Source organism: Zeaxanthinibacter enoshimensis, assembly GCF_004362865.1.
In the GTDB taxonomy this organism is placed as follows: Bacteria; Bacteroidota; Bacteroidia; order Flavobacteriales; family Flavobacteriaceae; genus Zeaxanthinibacter; species Zeaxanthinibacter enoshimensis.
In genome coordinates this window covers 61,308-87,869 of sequence record NZ_SNYI01000003.1, presented here as the reverse complement: position 1 = coordinate 87,869, position 26,562 = coordinate 61,308, and the positions used below count along the sequence as shown (strand labels likewise).

Below are 26,562 nucleotides of genomic sequence, written 5' to 3'. Positions count from 1 at the left end.
GTCTTTATAGATTACTGTAAAAATCAATAACATCACCTTCCTCAACATCTACAATAGCCTTCTTGTAGGCATTGGTCTTTCCGTGCTGCACACCAGTCTTGGTGAAACGCGTTTTGCGCTGAGGACCGTAGTTCATAGTTCTGACCTTGGTCACTGATACACCATAGGCTGCCTCCACGGCGTCCTTGATCTGTATTTTGTTTGCCCTGGGATTTACAACAAAACCGTAGCGGTTGTTCAACTCGCCTTCAGCTGTCATTTTTTCCGTTATAATTGGCTTAATCAATACACTCATCTCCTTACGATTTGCTAAGATTCGATTCTATTCCTTCCAGGGAACCCTCGAGAAGCACTACATTCTGAGCATTCAGAATTTTGTAAGTGCTTAATTCTGAGTTGGTTACAACTTCAGTGCGGGTTAAATTGCGCGACGACAAATATACGTTATTATTTGAATCGCCCAATACTATAAGGGACTTTTTATCCTCCAGTCCCAGGGACTTAAGCACCTGGATGAAATCTTTGGTCTTCGGGGCCTCAAAATTGAAATCCTCGATCACCATCAGAGAGTTCTCCTGGGCTTTGATGCTAAGGGCAGATCTCCTGGCAAGACGCTTAACGTTCTTGTTCAGTTTCTGGCTGTAATCCTTGCTTCTCGGACCAAAAATTCGACCCCCACCCCTGAAGATAGGCGACTTGATACTACCGGCCCTTGCGGTACCTGTACCTTTTTGTTTTTTGATCTTCCTGGTACTACCCGCGATGGCTCCACGCTCTTTAGCCTGGTGAGTTCCTTGACGCTGGTGCGCCAGGTACTGCTTTACATCCAGGTAAATGGCATGCTCATTGGGCTCTATCTTGAAAACAGCATCGGAAAGGTCTACCTTTCTCCCTGTCTCTTTTCCTTTGATATCTAAAACTGCTACCTTCATTATTTCTCGATCGTTATGTAAGCGTTCTTATGACCGGGCACACAACCCTTTAAAACCAAAAGGTTCTTCTCTGGAACCACTTTCAGTACCCTGAGGTTCTGAACTGTGACGCGTTCACCACCCATACGGCCGGCCATCTTCATTCCTTTAAATACCCTTGATGGTGTAGATGCAGCACCGATAGATCCTGGTGCACGCAGACGGTTATGCTGACCGTGAGTGGCCTGCCCGACTCCGCCGAATCCGTGGCGTTTAACAACACCCTGGAAACCTTTTCCTTTAGATGTAGCACATACGTCTACAAAATCACCTTCCTGGAAAAGATCAACGCTTATTGTTTCTCCCAGTTTAAACCTACCCTCTTCAAAATACTTGAATTCCTCGACCTTTTTCTTGGGAGAAACGCCTGCTTTCTTATAATGCCCTTTCTCGGCATTGTTAGCACGCTTTTCTGCCTTGTCATCGAAACCAAGCTGAAGGGCAAAATACCCGTCTACCTCTTCGGTTCTGACTTGGGTAACTACACATGGTCCAGCTTCGATCACAGTACATGGAATGTTCTTTCCATTTTCATCGAAAATGCTGGTCATGCCTACTTTTCTTCCTATTAACCCAGACATACTTTAATTAATTAATTGATTACATTTATTTATAACTGCTTCTCTTTGAAGCAAAAAAACAGGGTCAAAAATAATTCGACCCCGAATTTATTTTTGTTACCGTTTTTCCCTCGCGAAACGCTCAGGACATGTTTGGAAAGACTATCGTCTTTCACCAGCTGTCAGCCTCACACCTTGATCTCGACCTCTACACCACTGGGAAGCTCTAACTTCATCAGTGCGTCGATGGTCTTGGAAGAAGAGCTGTAGATATCGAGCAGCCTTTTGTAAGAACTAAGCTCGAATTGCTCCCTACTCTTCTTGTTCACGTGAGGTGAACGGAGCACCGTAAAGATCTTCTTGTGTGTTGGAAGAGGGATTGGACCCGTAACCACTGCACCGGTAGTCTTTACCGTTTTCACGATCTTCTCTGCAGACTTGTCTACCAGGTTGTGATCGTAAGATTTCAGTTTTATTCTAATTTTTTGACTCATCTACCTAAATTTTAAGCGGTTACGCCTTTAGCTGCCTTAATAACTTCTTCTGCAATATTGGAAGGGGTCTCTGCGTAGTGAGAGAACTCCATGGTTGAAGTCGCCCTACCTGAGGATAGTGTACGTAACGAAGTTACATAACCAAACATTTCAGATAATGGCACATCAGCCTTGATCACTTTAGCACCGGCACGGTCAGACATGTTGTTTACCTGTCCGCGACGACGGTTAAGGTCTCCAACGATATCCCCCATGTTCTCTTCCGGGGTAAGCACTTCCAATTTCATGATCGGCTCCATCAATACTGCTCCCGCAGCTTTAGCCGCCTCCTTATATCCCAGCTTGGCCGCCAGCTCAAATGATAACTGGTCAGAATCCACAGGGTGGAAAGATCCGTCCTTCAGGGTAACTTTCATGGCGTCCATTTCAAATCCGGCCAATGGCCCGTTCTTCATGGCTTCCTTGAAACCTTTCTCTACAGATGGTACAAATTCCTTAGGAATGTTACCACCTTTAATTACGTTGACAAATTCCAGTCCTGACTTACCTTCTTCAGCAGGCTCAAGGGTAAATACGATATCTGCGAATTTACCTCGACCACCGGTCTGCTTCTTATACACCTCGCGATGGTTAGCAGCTTTGGTAATAGCCTCCTTGTATTCCACCTGTGGTTGTCCCTGGTTTAACTCAACCTTGAACTCCCTACGCATACGGTCTACAATAATGTCCAGGTGCAACTCTCCCATTCCTGAGATGATCGTCTGTCCTGAAGCCTCATCGGTCTTAACCTGGAAAGTAGGATCCTCTTCTGCCAGTTTGGCAAGAGCCATACCCATCTTATCCACATCAGCCTTAGTCTTAGGCTCTACTGCAATACCGATTACCGGGTCCGGGAAATCCATACTCTCTAATACAAGAGGATGTTTTTCGTCTGTCAGGGTATCCCCTGTCTTAATATCTTTAAATCCTACAGCAGCACCAATATCACCAGCGTTGATAAAATCAACAGCATTCTGTTTATTGGAGTGCATCTGGTAGATCCTGGAGATACGCTCTTTGTTACCTGAACGGTTGTTCAGCACGTAAGAACCGGCATCAAGTCTTCCGGAATATGCTCTGAAGAATGCAAGACGACCAACGAACGGGTCAGTTGCGATCTTGAAAGCAAGGGCCGCGAAAGGCTCTTTAGGATCAGGATTTCTCTTTTCTTCTTTCCCTGTGTCAGGGTTTACTCCTACGATCGCATCCTTATCGATTGGCGAAGGCAGGTAGCGACATACAGCATCCAATAAGAACTGTACACCTTTATTCTTGAACGAAGAACCACAGATCATCGGAATGATGCTCATGTCCATAACCGCAGCACGTAGTGCAGCGTGTACTTCGTCTTCTGTGATAGAGTCTTCATCTTCGAAGAACTTCTCCATCAGGGTTTCATCGTATTCAGCAACTGCCTCGATCAGGTGAGCACGGTATTCTTTTACTTCATCTACCATATCCGCTGGGATATCGATCTCGTCGAATGTAGATCCGTAATTGTCCTCATGCCATACGATCGCGCGGTTCTTCACCAGGTCAACGATTCCACGGAAATCCGCTTCATCACCAATTGGAAGAACGATTGGCACTGCATTAGACTTCAACATTTCACGAACCTGCTTACACACGTTCAAGAAGTTTGATCCCTGGCGGTCCATTTTGTTAACGAACCCGATACGTGGCACCTTGTAGTTATCAGCAAGCCTCCAGTTGGTCTCAGACTGAGGCTCAACCCCGTCTACAGCACTGAAAAGGAATACCAATCCGTCAAGTACACGTAAAGAGCGGTTTACCTCTACGGTAAAGTCAACGTGACCGGGGGTATCAATAATGTTAAAGTTATACGGCTTGGTCTCATCAACGACCTGTCCGTTCTTCATCGGGAAATTCCAGGTACAGGTAGTAGCAGCCGAAGTAATGGTAATACCACGCTCCTGCTCTTGCTCCATCCAGTCCATGGTCGCAGCACCATCGTGAACTTCTCCTATCTTGTGGCTAACACCAGTATAGAAAAGGATACGTTCCGTAGTCGTCGTTTTACCGGCATCAATATGCGCCGCGATCCCTATGTTTCTTGTATATTTTAAATCTCTTGCCATTTCAGTAATTAAAATCTAAAGTGGGAAAATGCTTTGTTCGCTTCTGCCATCTTATGAGTATCCACACGTTTTTTAACGGCAGCACCTTCTTCTTTGGCAGCTGCAAGGATCTCGTTAGCCAACCTGAGGGCCATCGATTTCTCGTTTCTTTTACGCGCATAAAGGATCAACCATTTCATCGCAGTAGAAATCTTCCTGTCCGGACGGATCTGCATCGGGATCTGGAAGGTAGCACCACCTACACGGCGGCTTCGCACTTCTACGTGAGGCATCACGTTAGACAACGCTTCTTTCCAATGTTCCAGGGCCGACTTCTCGTCGTCCGTCTTTTTTTCCTCCACGATATCCATTGCATCGTAGAACACTTTAAAGGCTACGGATTTTTTACCGTCCCACATCATCATATTCACAAACCTAGTTACCAACTGGTCATTGAATCTTGGATCCGGTAAAAGAGGCCGCTTCTTTGCCTGTCTTTTTCTCATCTCTTCAACTTAAAAGTTCAAATTACTTTTTAGGGCGTTTTGCTCCGTACTTAGATCGTCGTTGGGTTCTCCCGGCAACTCCTGCCGTATCCAAAGCACCTCTAACGATGTGGTATCTAACTCCTGGCAAATCTTTCACCCTTCCGCCTCTAACCAATACTATCGAGTGCTCCTGCAGATTGTGTCCCTCACCCGGGATGTACGCGTTAACCTCTTTACCGTTGGTCAACCTTACCCTTGCTACTTTACGCATAGCAGAGTTTGGTTTCTTAGGCGTAGTGGTATACACACGTGTACACACCCCTCTTCGCTGGGGGCACGAATCTAAAGCAGCCGATTTACTCTTCTTGGTAATTGTGGCCCTTCCTTTTCGTACTAATTGTGAAATTGTTGGCATACTATAATTTATGTCTAATATAATCCCCTCTTTTAAGGGCTGGCAAATGTAGGAATAATTCATTATAATTCAAATGCTAAGCCATTAAATTTCTCATTTTTTTACTCGCCCATGGATTTAGGATGAAACCGCCTACAAAAAAGAAGAGTGTTACCTATATATATAAGGTATTGATCCCGGGAAGAGATCAGCAGGCTGCACCTGCAAAAAATCCCTCTTCACTACCTATACATATTCTGGATAAACTTTAATGACTGAACGCCGCGTTGCCACCCCGCCCGTGCTTATCCCAGATAATAGCTATTTATTTCTTTAACACTATTGGTCAAATATCAGGAAGATGAAGGCATTCCTTTCTGATATGCGCTTAAACTATTCATAATAATTTGTGAAAAATCCCTTGGTTTATTAACGGATTATTAAGATTTTGCGGCTACTAATTCAAAAACCATATAAATGAAATCTAAATTAACTTGGATGCTGATGCCTTTACTGGCGTTAGCAATGAGTTTCTCCTATGCCCAGGAGAAAACGATTTCGGGTACGGTCACGGACCAGTCCGGCGAACCACTACCTGGAGTTAACGTGATCGTAGCGGGTACGGTCACCGGAACACAAACGGATTTTGATGGTAACTACACCATCATGGCCAATACCGGCCAGACCCTGCGCTTCACTTACCTGGGTCAGAAAACCGTGGAGAGAACTGTCGGCGCCTCTAACACCATAGATGTGCAGATGGAAGAAGATGCTGAAGCACTGGAAGAGGTTGTCGTAACCGCACTGGGTATCCAGCGGGAGACCAGGACCCTTGGTTACGGTACAGACATCGTAAAAGGTGAAGAACTTGTAAAAGCAAGGGAAACCAACATCGTTAACTCGCTCCAGGGAAAAGTAACCGGGGTACAGATCACCAATACCGGTGGTAACCTGGGCGGATCATCCAAGATCATCATTCGTGGAGTATCTTCCTTATCAGGACGTAACAACCCACTTTGGGTTGTAGACGGGGTACTGATCAACGACGCACAGACTCCTGGTAACGGGAGCAGGATCTCTGGAACCAGGGATTTTGCCAACGGGGCATCCGTTATCAACCCTGATGACGTAGAATCTATCAACGTACTTAAAGGTGCGGCTGCGACAGCACTTTACGGATCAAGGGCTGCCGGTGGAGCCATTATCGTTACCACCAAGAGAGGAGCTTCCGGCGAAGGCGGGGGAGCTCAGGTAACCATAAATTCCACTACCAGGTTTGAAAACCTGTTCAGGACGCCTGATTACCAGCAGGAATACGCCATGGGATCTAACGGCCAGTACGACGCCGGTTCCGTCGGATTCGACTGGGGACCAAAGATCGTCGGCCAGACCGTAGACAATCTGCCGATCACCGGCGAACGAGGACAACTCAGAGCAGTAGACAATAATGGTATAGATGATTTCTTCCAGACAGGGATCACCCGTATCAACAACTTTGCAGTAGCAGACGCCAACCAGCGATTTGATTACAGGCTTAGTTTAACTTCGACCAACCAGACCGGTATCCTCCCTGGATCCAGCCTGGACAGGATCACTATCGGACTTAATGCCGGAGTAAAGCATAACGAGAAACTTGAATCCAGGTTCAGCGTACAGTACACCACCACCCAGAGTCGCGGTACAGGTGCTACAGGAGCAAACGACCCAAACATTATCAGCTACAGCTCATTCAGCAGCACGCTGGATCAGAGACTGTTCCGCCCATGGATCGATGAAAGCGGAAACCAGATCAACCTGGTAACAGCAAACAACGGGAACCAAACCAACAACCCATTCTGGATCAGGAACGAAAATTCGAACGACAGGGATGATGACCGTATCTTCGGTAACTTCCAGGTCACTTTTAAGCCCTGGGAAAAATTCAGCCTTACCGCGAGGGTAGGTGCCGACTTGCAGGACGACCGACGACTGATCGAGAACAGTAAAGGAACTGTAGGAAGGTTATTCGGAGACTTTATCTCTGATAACATCCGTCGGAACGAACTTACCTCTGATGTGATCGCCACGTACGACACAGACCTTGGAGAAGATTTCAGCCTGAATATCCTTGGAGGTATGCAGTACAACTCCAGGATCTTTGAAAGACAGCAGATCCAGGGTGTAGATCTTTTGATCCCTGAACTCTTCAGCCCTGCAAACGCAGCTCAGACCATCCCGGTCCGTGATTTTGCAGAGTCAAGGCTGTTTGGTATCTACGGATCCGCAGAACTTCGTTATAAGAGCTGGGCAACTTTAACGCTCACCGCGAGGAATGACTACTCTTCCACATTACCGGAAGACAACAATTCTTACTTCTATCCTTCAGCAAGTTTAGCACTGGTATTCACCGATGCACTTGGGATAGACAGCGACTTCCTGACCTTTGGTAAGATCAGGGCCAGTTGGGCGCAGGTTGGTAACGATACCAACCCATACCTGCTGAACTTTAACTTTAACCCGGTAACCACCGCTACAGGACAGTATGGATTAAACCTTAACTTCCCATTCAACGGGGCGTTAGCCTATTCGGCATCCAACACTATCCCGGCAGAGAACCTGGTTCCCGAGGAGCAGACCTCTTATGAATTTGGTCTGGACCTGAAACTGTTCAACGGAAGACTGGGAATAGATATGGCTTACTTTAAGAACCAGAACGAAAACCAGATCCTGAACATCCCGATCCCAGAATCCACAGGCTTTGCGTTTAGGACACAGAATGTTGGTCGTGTAGACCAGGAAGGTTTTGAGATCGCCATAGATGCGACCCCGATAGTTGCGGGCGACTTTTCATGGAACACTGCACTGAATTTCTCCAGGGTTGAATCTGAAGTAGTTTCCCTTACTGAAGGATTAGAGCGAGTAGTAATCGCTTCCGCCTTTAACAGTGTACAGGTTGTTGCTGTACCCGGGGAAGAGTTCCAGCTTTACGCTTTCCCTCATTTGAGAGACGAGGAGACAGGACGCCCGATCATTGATCCCAATACAGGACGCCGGCAAGCCGGTGAAGCTACAACGCTTGGTTCCGTACTTCCTGACTGGACAGCAGGCTGGGTAAACAGCTTCTCTTACAAGGGATGGAGCTTTTACGCCACTGCCGATGTCAAGTGGGGCGGTGTCATCAAGTCTTCTACTGTAGAGGCTTTACAGACCGGAGGTCTGGTAAAAGAAACTTTACAGAATCGTGAGGGAACCTTTATCGACACAGAAGGTGTAATCGTAACCAGGGATGGTGACGGAAACATTATCGACCGAAGAGACAATGATGTACCTTTGCTGAACGCCCAGGATTTCTGGACGTCGCTTAATGACAACAGTGTAGCCGAGCCTTACGTATACGATGCCTCTTATATCAAACTGAGAGAAGCGGGATTATCTTATACCTTCCCTTCAAGATTACTGGGAGACGGCTTTATCAAAGGCCTGTCTGTAGGTATAGAAGGACGTAACCTGCTCCTGATCTATTCTGAAGTACCACACATTGATCCTGAAGCAACACTTTTCGGGTCCGGTGCAGACGGTTTTGGTGTAGAAAGAGCAAGTATTCCTTCAACCAGGAGTGCCGGTTTCAATGTTAAGTTAACGTTCTAAAAAAAATAGAGATGAAAAGATTAAAATATATATTACTTTCATTTGTATTCGCTTTCGGCGCTCTGTCCTCTTGTGACGAGAAGCTCGATATCAATACAGATCCGTTGGCAGCGACGTCTGCCGACCCTAACGCGGTACTTCCGTTCGTGTTCGTACAGTACTCGTCCAGGAAGGTGACCGAATTAGGCACCAGGATTCCTGATGTTTCCCAATACATTTCGGACACCTTTAACAGTCCGAAGAATGGAAACACCTCTATCTTCCTTACAGGGAACACCTGGGGAATGATGTACAACCAGATCCTGGGTAACCTGTCCCTGGTTAAGGCTGATGCGGAAGCAGCAGGCCCGACCAGCAACAACGTAAATGCCATTGCTACTATCCTTAGTGCGCATATCTTTTACGAGCTTACCAGCCTCTGGGAAGAAGTTCCTTTTACCCAGGCTTTGAACGGGCAGGAGTTTCCTTCACCGGAATTCGATGACCAGCAAACCGTTCTGAACGGGATTGTAGCCATGTACGATGAGGCCATTGCCCTAATCGACAATATGCCAGCCGAAGGAAATTTCTCCATTACCGCAAACAGTGATATGTTCTACGGGGGCGATATGGCCAGCTGGAGGATTTTGGCGAATTCACTTAAATTGAGAGCTCTGATGATGCTGAGGAGCGGAGGCGCCAATGTGGATGCACAGATCAATGCCACGCTGAACCAGCCACTGATGGAGAGCAATGGTCAGGCAGCATACCTGGAATATTCCGGCCAGCCCGGGGCACAGAATGGTATGTTAACGATCATTACCGCCTTCTTCGGACCGGATAACGAAAGTCAGAATGTATTCGGACCTGGAGATCCTATTGACGAATTGCTAAGGGGCTCAGGGGATCCAAGGTACGACCTGTGGGTGGCCAGGAATGATCTGCCTGCACCGGGTATCGACCAGTTTCCCGATCCGTCAACCTCTGTTTTGAGCAACAACATCATTAGAGCCACTTTGCCTGATATGTTTATGTTGCCATCGGAGATCGACCTTTACAAAGCAGAACTTGCCCTTGATGGGTTTGCCGCTGCAGGGTCTGCCGATGAGAACTACAGGAATGGTGTAAGGAACAATATCAAGTGGTGGGGTCAGGATATCCCGGGAGTCATTACAACGGTTGGTGATGCCGAGATAGATGCCTATGTTGCCAGCCTGGCACCTCCTACCGCCAACGATGTTTTCGAGCAGCAATACCTGGCTTCTTTCCTGATGCCCGTGAGAGCCTGGAATGAAGTAAGAAGGAACCAGTTCCCGGTTCTTGAGACACCTCCGGCGTCTACAATTTCTACCATCCTGAAGCGATTCAACTATCCTCCGGATGAAGTTGGTAGTAATCCTAACACCCCGGCAAACAAGAATACAGACGTACCCATGTGGTTTGAAAACTTATAAAAATTGAAAAAGATGAGAAATATACTTTATACAGTAATCGCAATGGCCCTGGTCTTTACCGGGTGTACCGAAGATTACGACCTTGATGAGAGAGGCCTTTCGGTCGAGGAATTACCGGCTTATGTCGCGTTCAGCGCTCCTGGAGCCAGCTCCTCCATCGCCCCTGTGGATACCGCGGAGGATGCCGGAAGTGTCAGCCTTAATGTAGAGATTCCCGGCGGAACAGTGAGTAATGTCACCGTTACTTATGGTTTCAGCGGCTCTGCAGTCTTCGGGGAAGACTTTACTGTTGACGGAGCTGACAGCGCAGGTGGTACCGTGATCATCAGCAAGCCCGGTCCTGAAGCTAACCTGGATGGTTTACCGCCAAACGCGGATATCGACATCACCTTGTTAACTGATGGAGTTGCGGATGGCGCCAAGACCTTGGAGGTTACGCTACTGAGCGCGTCCAATGGACAGGGAACTGTAGAGGTTGGCCGTGGTGGTACAGCTTCTCTACGGAGCCAGACCGTCAATATTGCTGACGTAGATTAAATAAGCTATAGCCGGATCCGGATTCAGGATCAGCTGTATTAAATAGTAAAGTGGGGTTTGCATAAAAATGCAGACCTCACTTTTTTTGTTCACATCCCTGCAAGATTGAACTCCTAAATAATACTTCCAAGGCAGATTTTAACCTGCAGCAAGCTTTAATTACCCTTTTCTTAAAAATTATAATGCCTGAAAAAGGGGTGAAAATTTGATGATCTCAAAGGATTAACGAGGGCATATACCCCATATGTTAATTTTTTATGAACTTATCAGCTGCCCCCCCCTGCCCTGCCCTGTTTCTACCTAATTGAAGCATAAACCTGATAATCTGAACTTTATGCATTTTATACATATAATACCGCAATTAACCTTCTTATTTACAGTGATTTATGAGTATAACAACAGTATCCGCAAAGGTTTTAACATATATCCTTAAGGATATGTCATCAGACCCCTGCTTACAATGCTAGATTCGCACTCCAAACCATAAAATTTTATTAAAATTAGTTTGGATTATTAACACAGAATTAAGATTTTAGCGGCTAGCTAATTCAAATAATCATACAATGAGAACAAGTTTTAATGGAATCTTAACGCTATTATTAGCGTTTGTTGTGCATCTATCGTTTGCACAAGAAAAGACGATTTCAGGTACGGTTACAGACCAAGATGGCCTGCCCTTACCTGGCGTTAACATCGTTGTCAGCGGGACCACAGTGGGTACCCAGACCGATTTTGACGGTAACTACTCGATCAGTGCAGCTGAGGGGCAGACCCTGCTTTTCACTTACATTGGACAAAAAGAGGAGACCCGGACTGTCGGCGCAGGCAACACTATTAATGTGCAGATGACCGAAGACGCACAAGCCCTGGAAGAAGTGGTTGTGACCGCACAGGGTATCAAGCGTGAGAAGAAAGCACTGGGATATGCGGTAACTTCCGTAGGCCAGGAACAGCTGGAATCACGCTCTGAAGGTGATGTTGCGAGGGTACTATCTGGTAAAGCTGCCGGGGTAAACATTACCTCTGCCGGTGGTGCTTCCGGATCTGCGACCAACGTAACCATCCGGGGTCTTAGTTCATTCAGTGGTAGTAACCAGGCTTTATTCATTGTAGACGGCGTTCCGTTCAGTAACGACACCAACGCCACTGGAAACTTTATCGGTGGTAACACCGGTTCTTCCCGTTTCCTTGATATTGACCCTAACAACATCGCGAGTGTTGAGGTACTTAAAGGACTTGCTGCTGCAACCCTTTACGGAACCCAGGGTAAGAACGGTGTTATCCTGATCACCACGAAAGCAGGTGCTGCTTCCGGGGGAAAGAAAAAGACCGAGATCACCGTGAACCAATCTTTCTACACTAACGAGATGGCTTCAATGCCTGATTACCAGGATTCTTATGGTAACGGATTTGACCAGTCTTTCGGATGGTTCTTCTCTAACTGGGGACCTAGCTTTGACCGAGGCGGTACCGCAGGATGGGGAGCGCAACCAGCAATCGATGACAATGGAACACTGGAGCATCCATACTCCACAACAGCAGTAGCCTCTACAAGGGCCGCTTTTCCTGAGTTACAGGGAGCGCGTTATGACTGGAAACCTTACAACTCTGTAGAAGAGTTCTTTCGTCCTGGTCATGTGACCAACACCTCTATCAACATTGCCGGGGGTAGCGAAAATGGAAAAACAACCTATAATGTGAACCTTGGTCACCTTGATGATGTCGGGTTTACCCCGGGTAACTCCCTGAAGCGTACCAACCTTTCTATTGGTGGTCGTTCAGAACTGACAAACAAGTTTACCGTGAGTGGTGCAATGAACTACTCCAGGACAGATTACAGAACGCCTCCTATCGCCTCCTCAAGGGGTAACGGTACTGACGGACTTTCTGTTTACGGTAACGTACTTTTTACACCACGTTCTGTGGACCTGATGGGACTTCCGTTCCAGAATCCAATTGACGGATCCAGTGTTTACTACCGTAACGGTAACGACATCATCAACCCACGTTGGACTGCGGCAAACGTAACTTACCGCCAGTTGACCAACCGTATCTTCTGGAACGCACAGTTGAGCTACAACATCAACGACAACCTGAACCTTAACTGGAGAACAGGTCTTGATTTCTACAACGAGCGTAACGTAAACGGTGGTAACAAAGGTGGGGTAGAATTTACTCAGGCTATCTTTGGATTCCTTCAGACTTATGATAACAACAACACTATCTGGGAGCATTTCCTGTCATTGAATGGTGATTATGAATTATCAGAGAAGTTAGGGATGACTTTCACAGTAGGTGCAACTTCCCGTTCTGATGAATTTGACCGTTCAGGGGTTTCCTCTACCGGACAGATCGTTTACGGGATCAAAAGGCACTTCAACTACGCGAACCAGACTCCATTACAGTTCACTCAGAAGAGGAACATTGTAGGGATACTTGGACAAGCAACTCTTGATTATGACGATTTCCTTTACCTGAACGTTTCAGCGAGGACTGACTGGGTTTCTAACCTTACCAGCGAGAACAACAATAAAACGTATCCTGGAGTAAGTTTATCTTTCCTTCCAACCACTGCCTTTAACGGGCTGCGCAGCGAAGGCGGACTTAACTTCCTTAAGTTACGTGCCAGCTACGGTACCTCGGCTACCTTCCCAACAGGGTATCCTACAGTTAACGTAGTTCAGCAGAATACACTAGTATACAATGACCCGATCACAGGTGGATCGATCACGACCAACCAGACGGATAACTTCCGTGCGAACCCCGACCTGAAGCCTGAACTTCTGGAGGAGTACGAAATAGGTCTTGAATCACGTATCCTGAGAAACAGGGTTTCTATTGACCTTACTTATTTTGACAGGAGAACAAATGACCTGATCGTTACCGAGCCTCTTTCTCCTTCTACCGGATTCTCTTTCACCCAGAGTAACATCGGGGAGATAAAGAACAGCGGTTTTGAAGCAGATCTTGGGGTTGATATCTTCAAAGGACAGAACTTCAGCTGGAACTCCAGGGTGAACTTCTTCACCAACAACGAGATCGTTACAGAGCAGGAGCAGGATTTCATCGCTTACGCCGGTAGTTTGGCCGTAGGAGGAGGACTGTTCAGAGGTTCTAACGCGGCGATCAAAGGAGAGTCACTTGGTACCATTGTAGGTACTGCTATCGGTAGAGATGCAGACGGTAACTTCCTGGTAAACTCATCAGGTAGCTATGTTGTAGTTGAGCAGGATCTTGACGGAAATGTACCGATCGTAGGGGATGCTGTTCCTGATTACACAATGAACTTCATTAACACGCTTAAGTATAAGAACTGGAACCTTGGGTTCCAGGTGAACCACACCAAAGGAGGGGATATCCTATCCAGTACCATCGGGGTGCTTCTGGGTCGTGGTCTTATCGTTGAGACGGAAGATCGTCTGGCAACGTACATCCTTCCGGGAGTACAGGAGTCTACTGGTCAGCCAAACAACGTACAGATCAATAACTCTACTTACTACTTCAGCAACCTGTTATTCGGACCAACCGAGACCAGGATATATGACGCTTCTGTGATCCGTTTACAGGAAGTTTCGCTGGGATACACTTTCCCATCTAAATTCCTTGACAGAACACCATTTGGGTCACTGAGCATCACAGCTCAAGGATTTAACCTATGGTACGATGCATACAACACTCCTGACGGGGCCAACTTTGACCCTAACGTACAAGGTGTTGGTATTGGTAACGGGCGAGGATTCGACTTTATCAACGGACCTAGCTCCAGGAGATACGGAGTCAGCATCAAAGCCTCTTTCTAATAAAAAATTGTTAATGATATAGAAATTATGAAAAAACTATTTAAATATATTACGATTGTCCTTGTCACAGGAGGGTTATTCCAGGCCTGTGAGACGACAGATTTGGACTTACGTGTAAGTCCGAACGACCTTGCCTCTGACCAGGCAGACCCTAACCTGTTGTTGAACTCGATTCAGTTGGCCTATGCCTCTAACCAGAGTTCTATCAGTGATATCGGGGCACAGGTAACGCGAATTGACTATATGTTTGGTCGTAACTACTTTAATAACTATTCAGGAGCTACTTTTAATGGCATCTGGGAACGTTTTTATAGTAGCGGCACAAACATTCCTGGTCGACCAGTCGATGTAGGTATACTGACAAACATCCAGAATCTTGAATCTATCGACGCTCAAACCGACGTGGATTATTCCTTCCATATCGGGGTCGGAAAAGTTCTTGCAGCTCATGTACTGTTCCAGTTGGCAGATTACCTTGGGCAGGCAGTTTGGAGCGAGGCTCTGCAGCCCGCAGAATTCCCTGCTCCTACCCTGGACGACGGACCTGCTATCTACGCAGCTGCCCAGGGCTTACTGAACGAAGGAGAAGCTTTATTAGCCTCCGGACCTGCAACCCAGGGAGCTACTGATATGTTCTACGGGGGTGACACTGATAAGTGGATCAAACTGATCAACACCCTTCGTTTAAGAGCAGCTGTTCTTACTGGCGATACTGCCACTTTTAACAGTATTATCGCCGGCGGTGATTTTATCGCTGAGAATGATGATGATTTCCAGTTCGCTTACGGAACAAGTGAGTTACAGCCTGACGATCGCCACCCGGATTACGCAGCAGATTACACTCCATCAGGAGCCAATATCTACCAGTCTAACTGGTTGATGGAAACTATGCTTGATAAAGGAGATCCAAGGATCCGTTATTACTTCTACCGACAGGTAGATGCTACTCCAGGGGCTGATGCTCCTGCCAACGAGGAAGACCTTGCTTGTTCTCTGGCTGTGCCACCACAGCACTTCCAGGACGGAGGCTATACTTACTGTAGTGTTCCAAACGGATACTGGGGTAGAACTCACGGAAACGACGAAGGAACTCCTCCGGATAACTTCAAAAGGGTCGCTGTAGGGGTTTACCCGGCAGGTGGTCGTTTTGATGACAGCAGCTTTGGAAACGTAGGATTAGGACTTGGTGGCGGTGGAGCCGGAATTGAGCCAATCATCCTTGCCTCTTACGTAGATTTCTGGAGAGGTATCATGGCCACTAGTCCTGCACAGAAAGCCGCCTTTATGGAGGCCGGACTTGAAAAGCACATTGCAAAGGTTCAGAGCTTTGGTTCTCTTGATGGTAATGCAGATGCATCTGTAGCTCCAACCGAGACAGAAGTTGAGACCTATATCTCTGACACGGTAGCAGCATATTTAGCTGCCAGTGGAGACGATCAGCAGAACATATTTGCAGAGCAGTATTTTATCACCCTATTTGGTGGTGCGACCGAAGCCTACAACTATTACAGGCTTACAGGTTTCCCAACCACATTAGTTCCTAACTGGGAACCAGATCCGGGAGCATTCCCTAGATCATTCCTGTACGCCCAGAACGAGGTGATCACTAACCCAAATATCCAGCAAAAGACAACATTGACTGAGCAGGTATTCTGGGACACCAACCCTGCGAGCCCAACATTCCCACCTGCTAATTAATAACTAAGAAGAAAAATGAAAAAGTTTCAAAATAAACTATTAGGAAGTATACTAGCTGGGATCGTTTTGGTATTCGCAGCTTGTGAAGACAGTAATGAGATCGTTGACCAGATCGTTTCTGGTACTGAACGTGGCGCTGTCTTAAGAACTCTAAACGTACTCTCTAACGAGATCGCCATCCAGTCTGATGGTAGTATAGCTCCCGGCCAAAGTTTTGGGGTCGAGCTGGAATACCAAGATCATGAAGATGGAGACCTCTTAGCAGAAGTCGAAGTATATGTCGGTTACCGTGACAACACGGCCGGCGGAACAGACAATGATAAGGCACAGGTTTTAGCTACCACTATTCCTGCCTCCTCGTTCAGCACAGGAGAGCGTGGTTTACCGGTAGTATCCTACTCTATTAGCGGAGATGAGATGCTTAGTGCTCTTGGCCTGCCTTCCAGTGAAGTAGAAGGGGGAGACCAGTTCGAGATCCGTTTTGAAGCGGTCCTGACAGACGGAAGAAGGTATTCTTTCGCCGATAACTCAGGTACCATTACCGGGTCTTATTTCAGTTCTCCATTCCTGTACACTGCCACTGTGGTATGTGCACCTTCTAAGCCGACTGCCGGTGTATGGTCTCTGGCCATGCAGGATTCTTACGGAGACGGATGGAACGGAGCAGCAGTACTGGTAACTATTGATGGTGAGACCACTGCTTATTCCCTGGATAGTATCGGGGAAGCCGTTGCCGGAGTAGCTACATTTGTAGTGGATGCCGATGACGAAGTGATCTCAGTACAGTACCAGTCAGGAGATTGGGATTCTGAAGTTACCTTCCAGTTAACTTCAGCCAATGGTAACACCGTTGTTGATGCAGGACCAAGTCCTTCAGCAGGTGTTGAATTGTTAGATTACTGTCCTGACAACCTGTAATAAGGTTCAGATTCAATAATTATCAAACCCGGGCAATTGCCCGGGTTTTTTTTATTATCTATATTCTTACCCTACCCCAACATCTATGCCTATTTCTTAATATCTTAACACAGGACAGCTTCCTGATTCACACTAAAAATTGTATTTTTAGGGCGCTTACACCATCAATCAAAACTTCATGCACGAGTATAGATTAACGAAGACCTGTCTTCCCTGTACCCTAATCACAAAATACATCCCGGCAATTTTACTACTGGCCTGGCTGGGCAGTTGTCAACAGGATAAACAGACTGACAACTCAGCAACAGAAAGCACCCGGAGCACCGTATTTAAAAGGGTTGATCCCGCCTCCAGCGGACTTTGGTTCAGCAATGACATCAAAGAGGATCTCAACACCCTCGAAAATCTCTTTAATTTTGACTACTTCTATAATGGCGCCGGGGTTGGCGTAGAAGACCTCAATAATGACGGGCTGCTGGATGTGGTTTTCTGCGGGAACCAGGTGGCCAACAAGATATTCCTCAATAAAGGAGACCTGCAGTTCACAGACATCACCGAAAGCTCGGGGATCAATAAAGGGAAGAACTGGTCTAATGGGATCACCTTCGCCGATATCAACAACGACGGATGGATGGATATCTACATCTCCCAGGGGGGACCTAACCCAAGGCTAGCACGCAAAAACCTGCTCTATATTAACCAGAAGGACGGAACTTTTACCGAGGAAGCTGAGACTTACGGCCTGGCAGATATGGGCATCAGCACCCAGTCCGCATTCTTTGACATGGATAATGACGGCGACCTGGACTGTATAGTGATGAACGAGAACGAATTGTACGGTGTAGACCCGGTCAACCTTTACAAAATGATCGATGGCAACAGCGAGGCAGAGTACTTTAACAGTGCTCACCTTTATCGCAATGACGGGGGGAAATTCACCGACATCTCCCGGGAGGCCGGGATTCTCCGCCCGATCTTCGGCCTTGGCCTGATGGTTTCGGACATCAATACAGACGGTCTTCTCGACATCTATATAGCCAGTGATTATTACATTCCCGATGCCCTCTTCATCAACCAGGGCGATGGAACCTTTGCTGACAAGATAAAAGAATATACCCAGCAGATCTCCTATTACGGGATGGGTATTGATAAGGCAGATATCAACAATGACGGTCTGGAAGATATCTTTGTCCTGGATATGGCTTCCAGTGACCACGTCAGGGCCAAAACCCTTATGGCCTCCATGAATACGGACCGTTTTGATTACCTGGTCAAGACCGCCGGTTTCCACTACCAGTATATGTTCAATTCCCTGCAGTTAAACCTGGGAAACAACCATTATAATAATGTTGCCCAACTTTTGGATATGGGAAGTTCTGACTGGAGCTGGACGGTTCTTATGAACGACCTGGACCTGGATGGAGCTAAAGACATCTACATTACCAACGGCTACCGGCGCTATGCCCTCGATAACGACCTGCAGCAACAGGTATTTTCCGCAAGGCAGCGATATGGGAACAATGTGCCATTGGAAGAAAAGAAAAGATTGTACGACGCCATGCCCTCGGAGAAACTACCTAACCTGGTATACCAAAATACAGGCAGGCTTGAGTTTGAGGAGAAAGGGTCTGAGTGGGGTCTAGGAGATCTTTCCTTCAGTAACGGGGCAGCTATGGCAGACCTGGACAATGACGGGGATCTGGACCTGGTCGTCAATAACATGGATGAGAATGCTTTTCTGTACAAAAACCTGTCCCGGGAAAATACGGCAGCAAACTACCTGAAAGTAAAGATCGAGGCTCCCGGAACTGAATCATTTGCTACGGTCCGGGTGAAGATGGGTAACCAATTACAATTTTCAGAAATCAAAAGGGTACGAGGCTATATGTCTGCCCAGGAAAACAATGCTCTTTTCGGGCTCGGCAACGCAACTTCGGTCGACACCTTAACCATCGAATGGCCGGATGGCAGTATCCTTGAAGAATACAATGTACCTGCCAACACTACTTTTGTTGCAGCCAAAAGTAAAGCGGTTAAAAAAGAATTCACAGAAGCTGACACCCCACTATTTACATCGGTGGACCCAAAACAAAGCGGGCTGAATCACAGGCACCGCGAAAACAATTATGACGACTTCCGCACCGAAATACTATTGCCTTACAAACAGTCCGTAACCGGCCCGGCCATGGCCTCAGGTGATGTCAACAATGATGGATTGCAGGACCTGTACCTTGGGGGTGCTTCGGGACAAGGCGGGGTCCTCTACCTGCAGACAGCAACGGGATACAGAAAACAAACAACTCCGGCATTCGCAAAAGATGAAGGTCACGAGGACACAGCTGCGGTCTTCTTTGATCTTGAAGGCGATGGAGACATGGACCTGTATGTTGTCAGTGGGGGGAATGAATACGAACAACACTCCTCCTATTATTCAGATCGTATTTACCTGAACAATGGACAGGGTATGTTTACAAAGGCCGATATCCCGGTATTGAATAGTTTCCCTCAAAGCGGGCAGTCCGTAGCTACGCTGGACTTTGACGGGGACGGAGACCAGGACCTTTTGATCGGCAACCGCATCATTCCCCGCAACTACCCGCGACACGCCCCTTCCCTGCTCTACAGGAATGATAATGGCAAGCTCACGGATGTTACCGGGCAAGTTGCTCCCGGACTGCCAGATTTCGGGATCATCAACGATCTGCTGGTTACCGATTTCAACGGAGACGGACAACCCGATTTTATTGCTGTGGGCGAATGGTCAGAAATCGGCTTTTTCACAAATAAAGACGGGCGTTTTGTACAGACAAAGGACAGTAAGAATCATTCGGGTACCCGGGGTTGGTGGTTTTCCGTGACCGAAACTGATGTCAATAATGACGGGCTCCCGGATTATGTTTTAGGGAATGCCGGTGAAAACATCAAATTCAAGGCCAGCGAGGAGAAGCCATTCAAGGTATTCGCTTCTGACTTTGATAAGAATGGCACCAATGATGTTGTCCTCAGTAAAAAATACCACGGGGAATATGTACCTGTCAGGGGCCGGGAGTGTTCGTCCCAGCAAATGCCGTTTATCAAGGAGAAGTTCAAGAGTTACCGCGAATTTGCGGGTGCTACCCTGGACGAGGTATACGGGGAAGAACTCGAAAAATCGTATTCAAAGGAAGTGACAGAATTCCGATCGATGGTTCTTCTCAACAAAGGGAATATGGTCTTTGACAAATTCTATCTTCCCAAAGAAGCCCAGCAATTCCCGCTGATGTCTGTTGCAGCCGGTGACCTGAACAATGACGGCCATGAAGACCTGGTTCTCGGTGGAAACATTTATGACACAGAAGTTGAGACCCCCAGGCTCGATGCTATTTCCGGACTTGTGTTGTTATCGGATAAAGCAGGCGGGTACACACCACTGGCTTATTCAGAATCAGGTATTTATCCCCGGGGCGATGTCAGGAAGCTCGCATGGCTGCCCGGCGAAAAAAATAACAGGCTGATGTTCGTCAGAAACGATGATTTTCCTTTACTTTATGAGCTTAACAGATCTCATTCCCCTATAACCCAGAAATAATAAACATTGAAAAAGATCATTTTATTCGCAACTACGTTCTGTGCCGCGGCGGCCATGAGCGCACAAACTTCGGGACAGATCCCGACCAACCTCTCCAGCGGTGGCTCAAGTTTCGGTGGCAATGCGGCCCAGATACAAGGACTACTGGGGAATATCAATGAAGCCCAACGGAAACGTACGTTTGAGAAAGACGATTTTAAAGGGTCCCCTTATACCGCCGATATATTTCTCCCTACTACTTTGTTTTACGGGGAAGAGAAGATGGGAGATTTGTTCTATCGCTACAACGCGTTGAACGAAGAGATCGAGATCAAAGTAAATAACCTGCCAGACGAACCTATACAAGGTCTTGCCAGGGACAAGAAAATTCGCGTAATGGTAGGCGATTACCCCCTGTCTTTCAAGACATTCATAGACAAGACCGGCAAGACCATGAATGGTTACCTTCTCACCCTGGTTGACAATGGCGATTATAAACTTTACCGCCGGACACGTGTCAAATATACAGAGGGTATGAAAGCCCAGAATTCATTTGTAAAGGCAGTGCCCAGTAAATTCACTCAATTCACGGAGTACTTCTTACAAGTGGAAGGGATCGACCGTATAGACGAGATCAGGAATAAGAACAATGCTTTACTCGGCAGGGTGAAAAATGATGATAAGGCAGCACTAAAAGCCTTTTTAAAAGAGAAGAACCTGAACGTAAAGAACGAGGAAGAATTTATCATCGCTGTTCAGCACCTTAATTTAAATTAAGTCACTGTATTTTAAAGATCATCACAATGAAAGCCTCCAAACTGACGATTCTAATTATACTAAGCATAAGCTGTGTTTTCTTGCTTTCATGTGAAAAAGATGATGCGGTCGTAAAAGAGGAAATTGCCGTGCCGGAAGAGCCCGTTCTCGAAGAAGAGGAGGAAGAGGAAGAAGAACAGGGAGAAGATGATAGTCCGGAAAGCCCTGTAACATTCTTTTACCCCGACCTGGTCATGGACCATTATATACTGATAAATAATGCAGCCTCTAACGAAGTATATCTAATCAATAAACAGGGCGAAAGGGTATTCGATTGGTCTTTAAGCAACAATATAGGTAATGACGTATATCTTTTGCCCGACGGCAGGCTGTTAGCTTCCCTGGAAGCAGACGATGTAAAAATGGCTTTAGGAGGGCAGGGAGGTAAATTACAATTCGTGGCGGCTGACGGTACTATCGAGTGGAATTTTGATTATTCTTCTGAAGAAGCAGAGCTGCACCACGATGCGGAATTACTGCCTAATGGAAATGTGATCGCCATGGTCTGGGAAAAAGTTCCGCAACTAGATGCAGAGGAAGCAGGTTCTGGTCATGGAATGGATATTTTCGTGGAAGGTATAATTGAAGTTAATCCCGAGACTAACGAAATTGTCTGGGAATGGCATTCTATGGATCACCTCGTACAGGATCAGAATCCTGACAAACAAAATTTCGGCAGTGTAGCAGAGAACCCGAATAAAATTGATCTCAATTATGTCACCCATGAAAAAGGGGATATTATGCACGCTAACGGGATATCCTATGACCCGGTAAATGACCTGATCTTCCTGAGTGTTAATTTCTATTCCGAAGTATGGGTAATAGACCATAGCACCACCACGGAAGAAGCAGCCGGAAGTAATGGCGGCAATTTTAACAAGGGAGGTGACCTGGTATACCGCTTCGGTAACCCGGAGGCCTATCAAAACCCTGCAGGTACCCGCTTATTCAACAACAATCATTATCCGAATCTCCTTACGGGGGATGACAGCGGGAAAATGCTGATATTTTCTAACGGGATATCGCAATCCACTGTTTATGAGCTGGAACTCCCTGCAACTTACGACCTGGTCCAGGGAATTGATAATGAACCTGTAGTCAGCTGGAGTTTTACGGATCCTGAACTATATTCACCAAAAGTTTCCGGTGCTGTTCCATTACCCAACGGGAATGTCCTTATCACCGAAGGTGATTTTGGATTATGGGAAGTTACCAGGGATGGGAAAGTAGTGTGGCAGTATCAAAGCCCCGGTTTCTACTGGAGAGCCTACCACTATGATAAAGATTCCCCGGAGATCAACGCCCTGGGCCTGAGTGAATAATAGTTTTGGCGAAGAATCCATAGACCTCTATTTAATTGAACAGCCTGTGAATTTCACAGGCTTTTTTGTTCTCATGAAGATGGAATCTGTGCCAGGTTATTAAAATAAGATGACAATTTACATACCTTTGCGGCATGGAAAAAAATACCGAGATCTATGGCCTTCGTGCGGTTATAGAAGCTATACAGGCAAATGAACCTATTGACAAGGTTTACCTTCAGAAAGGATTACAGGGCGCACTTTACAAGGAACTTGAGACCCTTATAAGAAAGAATGGAATCAGTGCGTCTTACGTGCCTTTACCCAGGTTGAATCGATTTACGCAAGGGAATCACCAGGGTGTCGTTGCATTAACTTCCCCTATCACGTTTCATACCTTTGAAACCCTTGTAGAGCAACTGGGAGAACGGGAAACCCCTCCCCTGCTCCTGTTACTGGACCAGATCTCGGATGTTCGTAATTTCGGGGCCATCATCAGGACGGCCGAGTGTACCGGGGTGGATGCCATAGTGATCCAGAAAAAAGGAGCTGCTCCTGTTTCAGCAGACACTATTAAAACTTCGGCCGGTGCCGCTTTCCGCGTACCTATTGCCAAAGTAGACCATTTAAAAGATGCTGTTTTTTACCTGCAGGCTTCGGGATACAGGGTCATAGCGGCTACAGAAAAGACCAACCAGTCCCTCTATGAGGTTTCCTTTACAGGACCTGCAGCCATCATAATGGGATCCGAGGATACCGGTATCAGTCCGTCTATCCTGAAAAGTGCGGATGAACTGGCGAAGCTGCCACTCAAAGGAGAAATTGGCTCGTTGAATGTATCCGTGGCCTGCGGTGTTTTCTTATATGAAGCTTTAAGACAAAGGCAGGGCTAATCCTCCTTTCCCTTCTCCTTCTCTGAAGTTTTATAGGTATAATGATAACGGACCTGCGGGGGTTCTTCCTCAGCGTCCTCTTCAGCGCGTTCTATAAAATTGCCATCCTCATCAAATTGACGCATGAATTCGTCAGACGATTCATCGTAATCTTCTGCTTCCCATGCGTATTTCCTGCTTTCCGGCACCCTGGCTTTTAATACCATAGCCAGGAGAAGCCCGCTGAGAAAACCTCCGAGGTGGCCTTCCCAGGACATCTCCTCTTTTAACGGGAAGATGTACCAAAGGAGTCCGCCGTAGATAAATACCACAGCTAAGGAAAGGGCTACCAGCCGGTAATGCCTGGTGCGTATTCCTTTAAAAAAGATAAAACTTGCAAGGACATAGATAAGCCCGCTCGCTCCGATGTGGTAAGAAGGTCTGCCAATGCCCCAGGTGATCAGCCCGGACAGTATTATTCCCCAAAACAGCACTTTAAAGGAAATATCCCTGTAGAAATAGAACAGGGAGGACAGCAGGATGATCACGGGAAAGGTATTGTTGTAGAGATGCCTGGCAGAGCCATGGATAAAGGGACTGAACAGCACTCCCTTCAGGCCGGAAAGCGTACGGGGGTAGACACCGTATTCATTCAGGTTAAGACCAAAGCGCACTTCGATGTAAAACACCGTCCACATAAGCAGAACCATGACCATTGGGACAAGGATCACTGCCGGAGTATATTGGAACTGGGTCTTCACTGCCATGGGCTGAAGTTACATTTTTTCAACAAAATTCTTAAGTTCTAACGGTAAAGCCCAGCATTTTTTGTCGGGCTATTTATGTTATTTTTGCCCTATGAATAAACCTCTTGCAGAACGGGTCAGGCCAAGGAACCTGGACGACTATATTAGCCAACAACACCTGGTGGGGCCCACCGGTGCCCTGAGCACACAGATCAAAAGCGGCATGTTGCCATCCCTCATACTATGGGGACCACCCGGCACCGGGAAAACCACCCTGGCCCAGATCATGGCCGAAGAGAGCAAGCGCCCGTTCTATACACTCAGTGCGATCAACAGTGGCGTAAAGGACATCAGGGAGGTCATAGAGAAAGCGAAGAAAGGAGAAGGGCTCTTTACCACCAAAAACCCAATTCTATTTATAGACGAGATTCACCGTTTTAGCAAGTCACAGCAGGACTCTCTTTTAGGCGCGGTCGAAAAAGGCTGGGTCACACTTATCGGCGCCACCACCGAAAACCCAAGTTTTGAGGTAATCCCGGCCCTTTTATCCAGGTGCCAGGTATATATCCTTAAAGCCTTCGGAAAAGAAGACCTGGTAGCGCTCCTGGACAGGGCGATGGCGAAAGACGACTACTTGAGGAAAAGGCAGATAGAACTCAAGGAGACCAAGGCTTTGCTGAGGCTCTCCGGGGGCGACGGTCGTAAGCTGCTGAACATCTTTGAACTGCTGGTAACCTCCGAAGCCGAGGACCCCGTAATGATCACAGACGAATTGGTCCTGAGCAAGATCCAGAAGAATACTGTGCTGTATGACAAGACCGGGGAACAGCATTATGATATCGTTTCCGCATTTATAAAATCGATCCGGGGAAGCGATCCCAATGCCGCGGTTTACTGGTTAGCGAGAATGATAGAGGGCGGTGAGGATGTGAAGTTCATTGCCAGGAGAATGCTTATTGCCGCGTCAGAAGACATCGGTTTGGCCAATCCTACGGCCCTTGTAATGGCCAATACTACCTTCCAGGCCGTAACTACTATAGGATACCCGGAAGCAAGGATCATCCTCAGCCAGTGCGCCATTTATTTAGCAACCTCTCCAAAGAGCAATGCGAGTTACATGGCGATCAATCGCGCCCAGCAAGTCGTGAAAGCCACCGGGGACCTGTCTGTACCTCTGGCCCTCAGAAACGCTCCAACCCAGTTAATGAAAGACCTGGAATACGGTAAAGAATACAAATATGCCCATGATCACCCCAATAATTTTGTAGACGCAGAGTACATGCCGGATGATCTGGCCGGGAAATCACTGTACGAGCCAGGTAATAATCCCCGGGAAGAGGGTATTAAGACCTTCTTAAAGAACCGCTGGAAAGATAAGTATAAGCTTTAGAACTTGATGTTTAGTTCTTTGGTAACTAAAGTATCGCCGGTATAATATTCCCAGGTCCAGGTCCCGTCCTTCTCATAGACCAATCCCTGGAGTTCTCCATAAGTGGCCAGGTATACCTGGGGCATAGAGGTCTTAAAAAGCCTGACGCGGATTGCAGGAGTGCTGTCCACCAGCTGGTAACCGGTATCTGTGGTTTGCGCATACAAAACTTCCGAAGAAAGATCATCAGCTTCCCTGGAAGAACCCGTGGCAATACCCCCTGCTTTGGTATAAGTAGAGGGAACCGGCCTTTTATCTTCATAACGCTGAGCTTCGGGTGTAGCTTCCTGTATCACTGCCTTATCCCCGGCAGTCTTTTCCTCCACACTTCTAACATCGTCCTTAAAACTCACCGTAACCCCTTTATCTTTGTCCTCTGCCGCGGGCTGGTACTGATAGCCCAGGGCACTTACAGACTGCAGTGCTTCCCGTATCGCAGCGGCATAAGCTTCTTTATAATCTTTTATTTTATTGGAACCCGTTTTGGTGGTAAACACCTCAGCCCCGTTGCAATCCCTGAAGATAAACCTGACCTTGGTACTGAACATGCCGGAATTATCCTCCATCTTCAGCTTGAGACCCAAACAGCGGTTAGATGCTAAATCGGCCGGCAGGTCATTGTCATATGCGACTAGTATTCCTTCCTGCTGCAAGAGATATTTTACCAGGGTACTGCTCGAATACTTGTTAGTTTGGTCAAAAGCTTCGAACTGGACCGGTACGATCACATATTTATAAGGATTCAATTGGGCTGATATTGAGCCACACACCGTCAGCATTATTATAAAAGACAGGAGATTTCTGATCATGGGGT

The 26,562-nt window shown here is 47.0% G+C and carries 20 protein-coding genes; 11 read left to right on the top strand and 9 right to left on the bottom strand.

All coding sequences use genetic code 11. The features are described from left to right. Window positions 1-4 precede the first annotated feature (4 nt). The 7 genes from rplW to rpsL all read right to left on the bottom strand — a co-directional run bounded on the left by rplW (window position 5) and on the right by rpsL (window position 5,045). A complete protein-coding gene (rplW, locus tag CLV82_RS12025) occupies window positions 5-295 on the bottom strand; it encodes a 50S ribosomal protein L23 (RefSeq protein ID WP_133644601.1) in 291 nt (96 codons plus the stop codon). A gap of 4 nt (window positions 296-299) precedes the next feature. Further along, a complete protein-coding gene (gene rplD, locus CLV82_RS12020; protein WP_133644600.1) occupies window positions 300-932 on the bottom strand; it encodes a 50S ribosomal protein L4 in 633 nt (210 codons plus the stop codon). Further along, complete coding sequence (gene rplC, locus CLV82_RS12015; protein WP_133644599.1) at window positions 932-1,552, bottom strand: 50S ribosomal protein L3; 621 nt, start codon at window positions 1,550-1,552, stop codon at window positions 932-934. Before rplC ends, rplD begins: the two co-directional genes overlap by 1 nt. Before the next feature lie 167 nt (window positions 1,553-1,719). Then, a complete protein-coding gene (gene rpsJ / locus CLV82_RS12010) occupies window positions 1,720-2,025 on the bottom strand; it encodes a 30S ribosomal protein S10 (RefSeq protein ID WP_013073266.1) in 306 nt (101 codons plus the stop codon). A gap of 11 nt (window positions 2,026-2,036) precedes the next feature. Next, a complete protein-coding gene (gene fusA / locus CLV82_RS12005; protein ID WP_133644598.1) occupies window positions 2,037-4,163 on the bottom strand; it encodes an elongation factor G in 2,127 nt (708 codons plus the stop codon). An 8-nt stretch (window positions 4,164-4,171) separates the two neighbouring features. Next, window positions 4,172-4,648, bottom strand: coding sequence for a 30S ribosomal protein S7 (gene rpsG, locus CLV82_RS12000; protein WP_133644597.1), 477 nt, complete (start codon window positions 4,646-4,648; stop codon window positions 4,172-4,174). 22 nt (window positions 4,649-4,670) lie between these two features. Beyond that, window positions 4,671-5,045, bottom strand: coding sequence for a 30S ribosomal protein S12 (gene rpsL / locus CLV82_RS11995; protein WP_013305196.1), 375 nt, complete (start codon window positions 5,043-5,045; stop codon window positions 4,671-4,673). Window positions 5,046-5,501: 456 nt separating this feature from the next. Between rpsL and CLV82_RS11990 the strand changes: the two genes are divergently transcribed. From CLV82_RS11990 to rlmB, 10 genes are all read left to right on the top strand, one after another. Then, entirely contained in the window at window positions 5,502-8,651 is a 3,150-nt protein-coding gene (locus tag CLV82_RS11990) for a SusC/RagA family TonB-linked outer membrane protein (RefSeq protein ID WP_133644596.1), read from the top strand. A gap of 11 nt (window positions 8,652-8,662) precedes the next feature. Next, window positions 8,663-10,084 carry a SusD/RagB family nutrient-binding outer membrane lipoprotein gene (locus CLV82_RS11985; RefSeq protein ID WP_133644595.1) on the top strand — a complete coding sequence of 474 codons (1,422 nt, stop codon included), beginning with the start codon at window positions 8,663-8,665 and terminating at the stop codon, window positions 10,082-10,084. 12 nt (window positions 10,085-10,096) lie between these two features. Further along, window positions 10,097-10,621 carry a hypothetical protein gene (locus CLV82_RS11980; protein WP_133644594.1) on the top strand — a complete coding sequence of 175 codons (525 nt, stop codon included), beginning with the start codon at window positions 10,097-10,099 and terminating at the stop codon, window positions 10,619-10,621. 563 nt (window positions 10,622-11,184) lie between these two features. Then, complete coding sequence (locus CLV82_RS11975) at window positions 11,185-14,421, top strand: SusC/RagA family TonB-linked outer membrane protein (protein ID WP_133644593.1); 3,237 nt, start codon at window positions 11,185-11,187, stop codon at window positions 14,419-14,421. A 27-nt stretch (window positions 14,422-14,448) separates the two neighbouring features. Beyond that, on the top strand, window positions 14,449-16,119 hold the full coding sequence (locus CLV82_RS11970; protein WP_133644592.1) for a SusD/RagB family nutrient-binding outer membrane lipoprotein: 1,671 nt from the start codon (window positions 14,449-14,451) through the stop codon (window positions 16,117-16,119). Between the two features lie 15 nt (window positions 16,120-16,134). Beyond that, the gene (locus tag CLV82_RS11965) at window positions 16,135-17,037 is read left to right on the top strand and encodes a hypothetical protein (protein ID WP_133644591.1); all 903 of its coding nucleotides are present in this window, start codon (window positions 16,135-16,137) and stop codon (window positions 17,035-17,037) included. 178 nt (window positions 17,038-17,215) lie between these two features. Next, a complete protein-coding gene (locus CLV82_RS11960) occupies window positions 17,216-20,605 on the top strand; it encodes a VCBS repeat-containing protein (protein ID WP_133644590.1) in 3,390 nt (1,129 codons plus the stop codon). A 6-nt stretch (window positions 20,606-20,611) separates the two neighbouring features. Further along, on the top strand, window positions 20,612-21,361 hold the full coding sequence (locus CLV82_RS11955; RefSeq protein WP_133644589.1) for a hypothetical protein: 750 nt from the start codon (window positions 20,612-20,614) through the stop codon (window positions 21,359-21,361). A gap of 26 nt (window positions 21,362-21,387) precedes the next feature. Beyond that, window positions 21,388-22,722: an aryl-sulfate sulfotransferase gene (locus CLV82_RS11950; protein WP_133644588.1), complete on the top strand. Its 1,335-nt coding sequence runs from the start codon at window positions 21,388-21,390 to the stop codon at window positions 22,720-22,722. A gap of 134 nt (window positions 22,723-22,856) precedes the next feature. Beyond that, window positions 22,857-23,594, top strand: coding sequence for a 23S rRNA (guanosine(2251)-2'-O)-methyltransferase RlmB (gene rlmB / locus CLV82_RS11945; RefSeq protein WP_133644587.1), 738 nt, complete (start codon window positions 22,857-22,859; stop codon window positions 23,592-23,594). On the opposite strand, the gene CLV82_RS11940 is transcribed toward rlmB, so the two are convergent. After that, window positions 23,591-24,340 (bottom strand): rhomboid family intramembrane serine protease, encoded by a 750-nt coding sequence (locus CLV82_RS11940; protein ID WP_133644586.1) that lies wholly within the window; start codon window positions 24,338-24,340, stop codon window positions 23,591-23,593. The genes rlmB and CLV82_RS11940 overlap by 4 nt on opposite strands. Window positions 24,341-24,431: 91 nt before the next feature. Here CLV82_RS11940 and CLV82_RS11935 point away from each other — a divergent pair, with 91 nt between their 5' ends. Continuing rightward, a complete protein-coding gene (locus CLV82_RS11935; RefSeq protein ID WP_133644585.1) occupies window positions 24,432-25,709 on the top strand; it encodes a replication-associated recombination protein A in 1,278 nt (425 codons plus the stop codon). On the opposite strand, the gene CLV82_RS11930 is transcribed toward CLV82_RS11935, so the two are convergent. After that, complete coding sequence (locus CLV82_RS11930) at window positions 25,706-26,557, bottom strand: hypothetical protein (RefSeq protein ID WP_133644584.1); 852 nt, start codon at window positions 26,555-26,557, stop codon at window positions 25,706-25,708. The two genes, CLV82_RS11935 and CLV82_RS11930, sit on opposite strands and share 4 nt — an antisense overlap. Window positions 26,558-26,562: the final 5 nt, after the last annotated feature.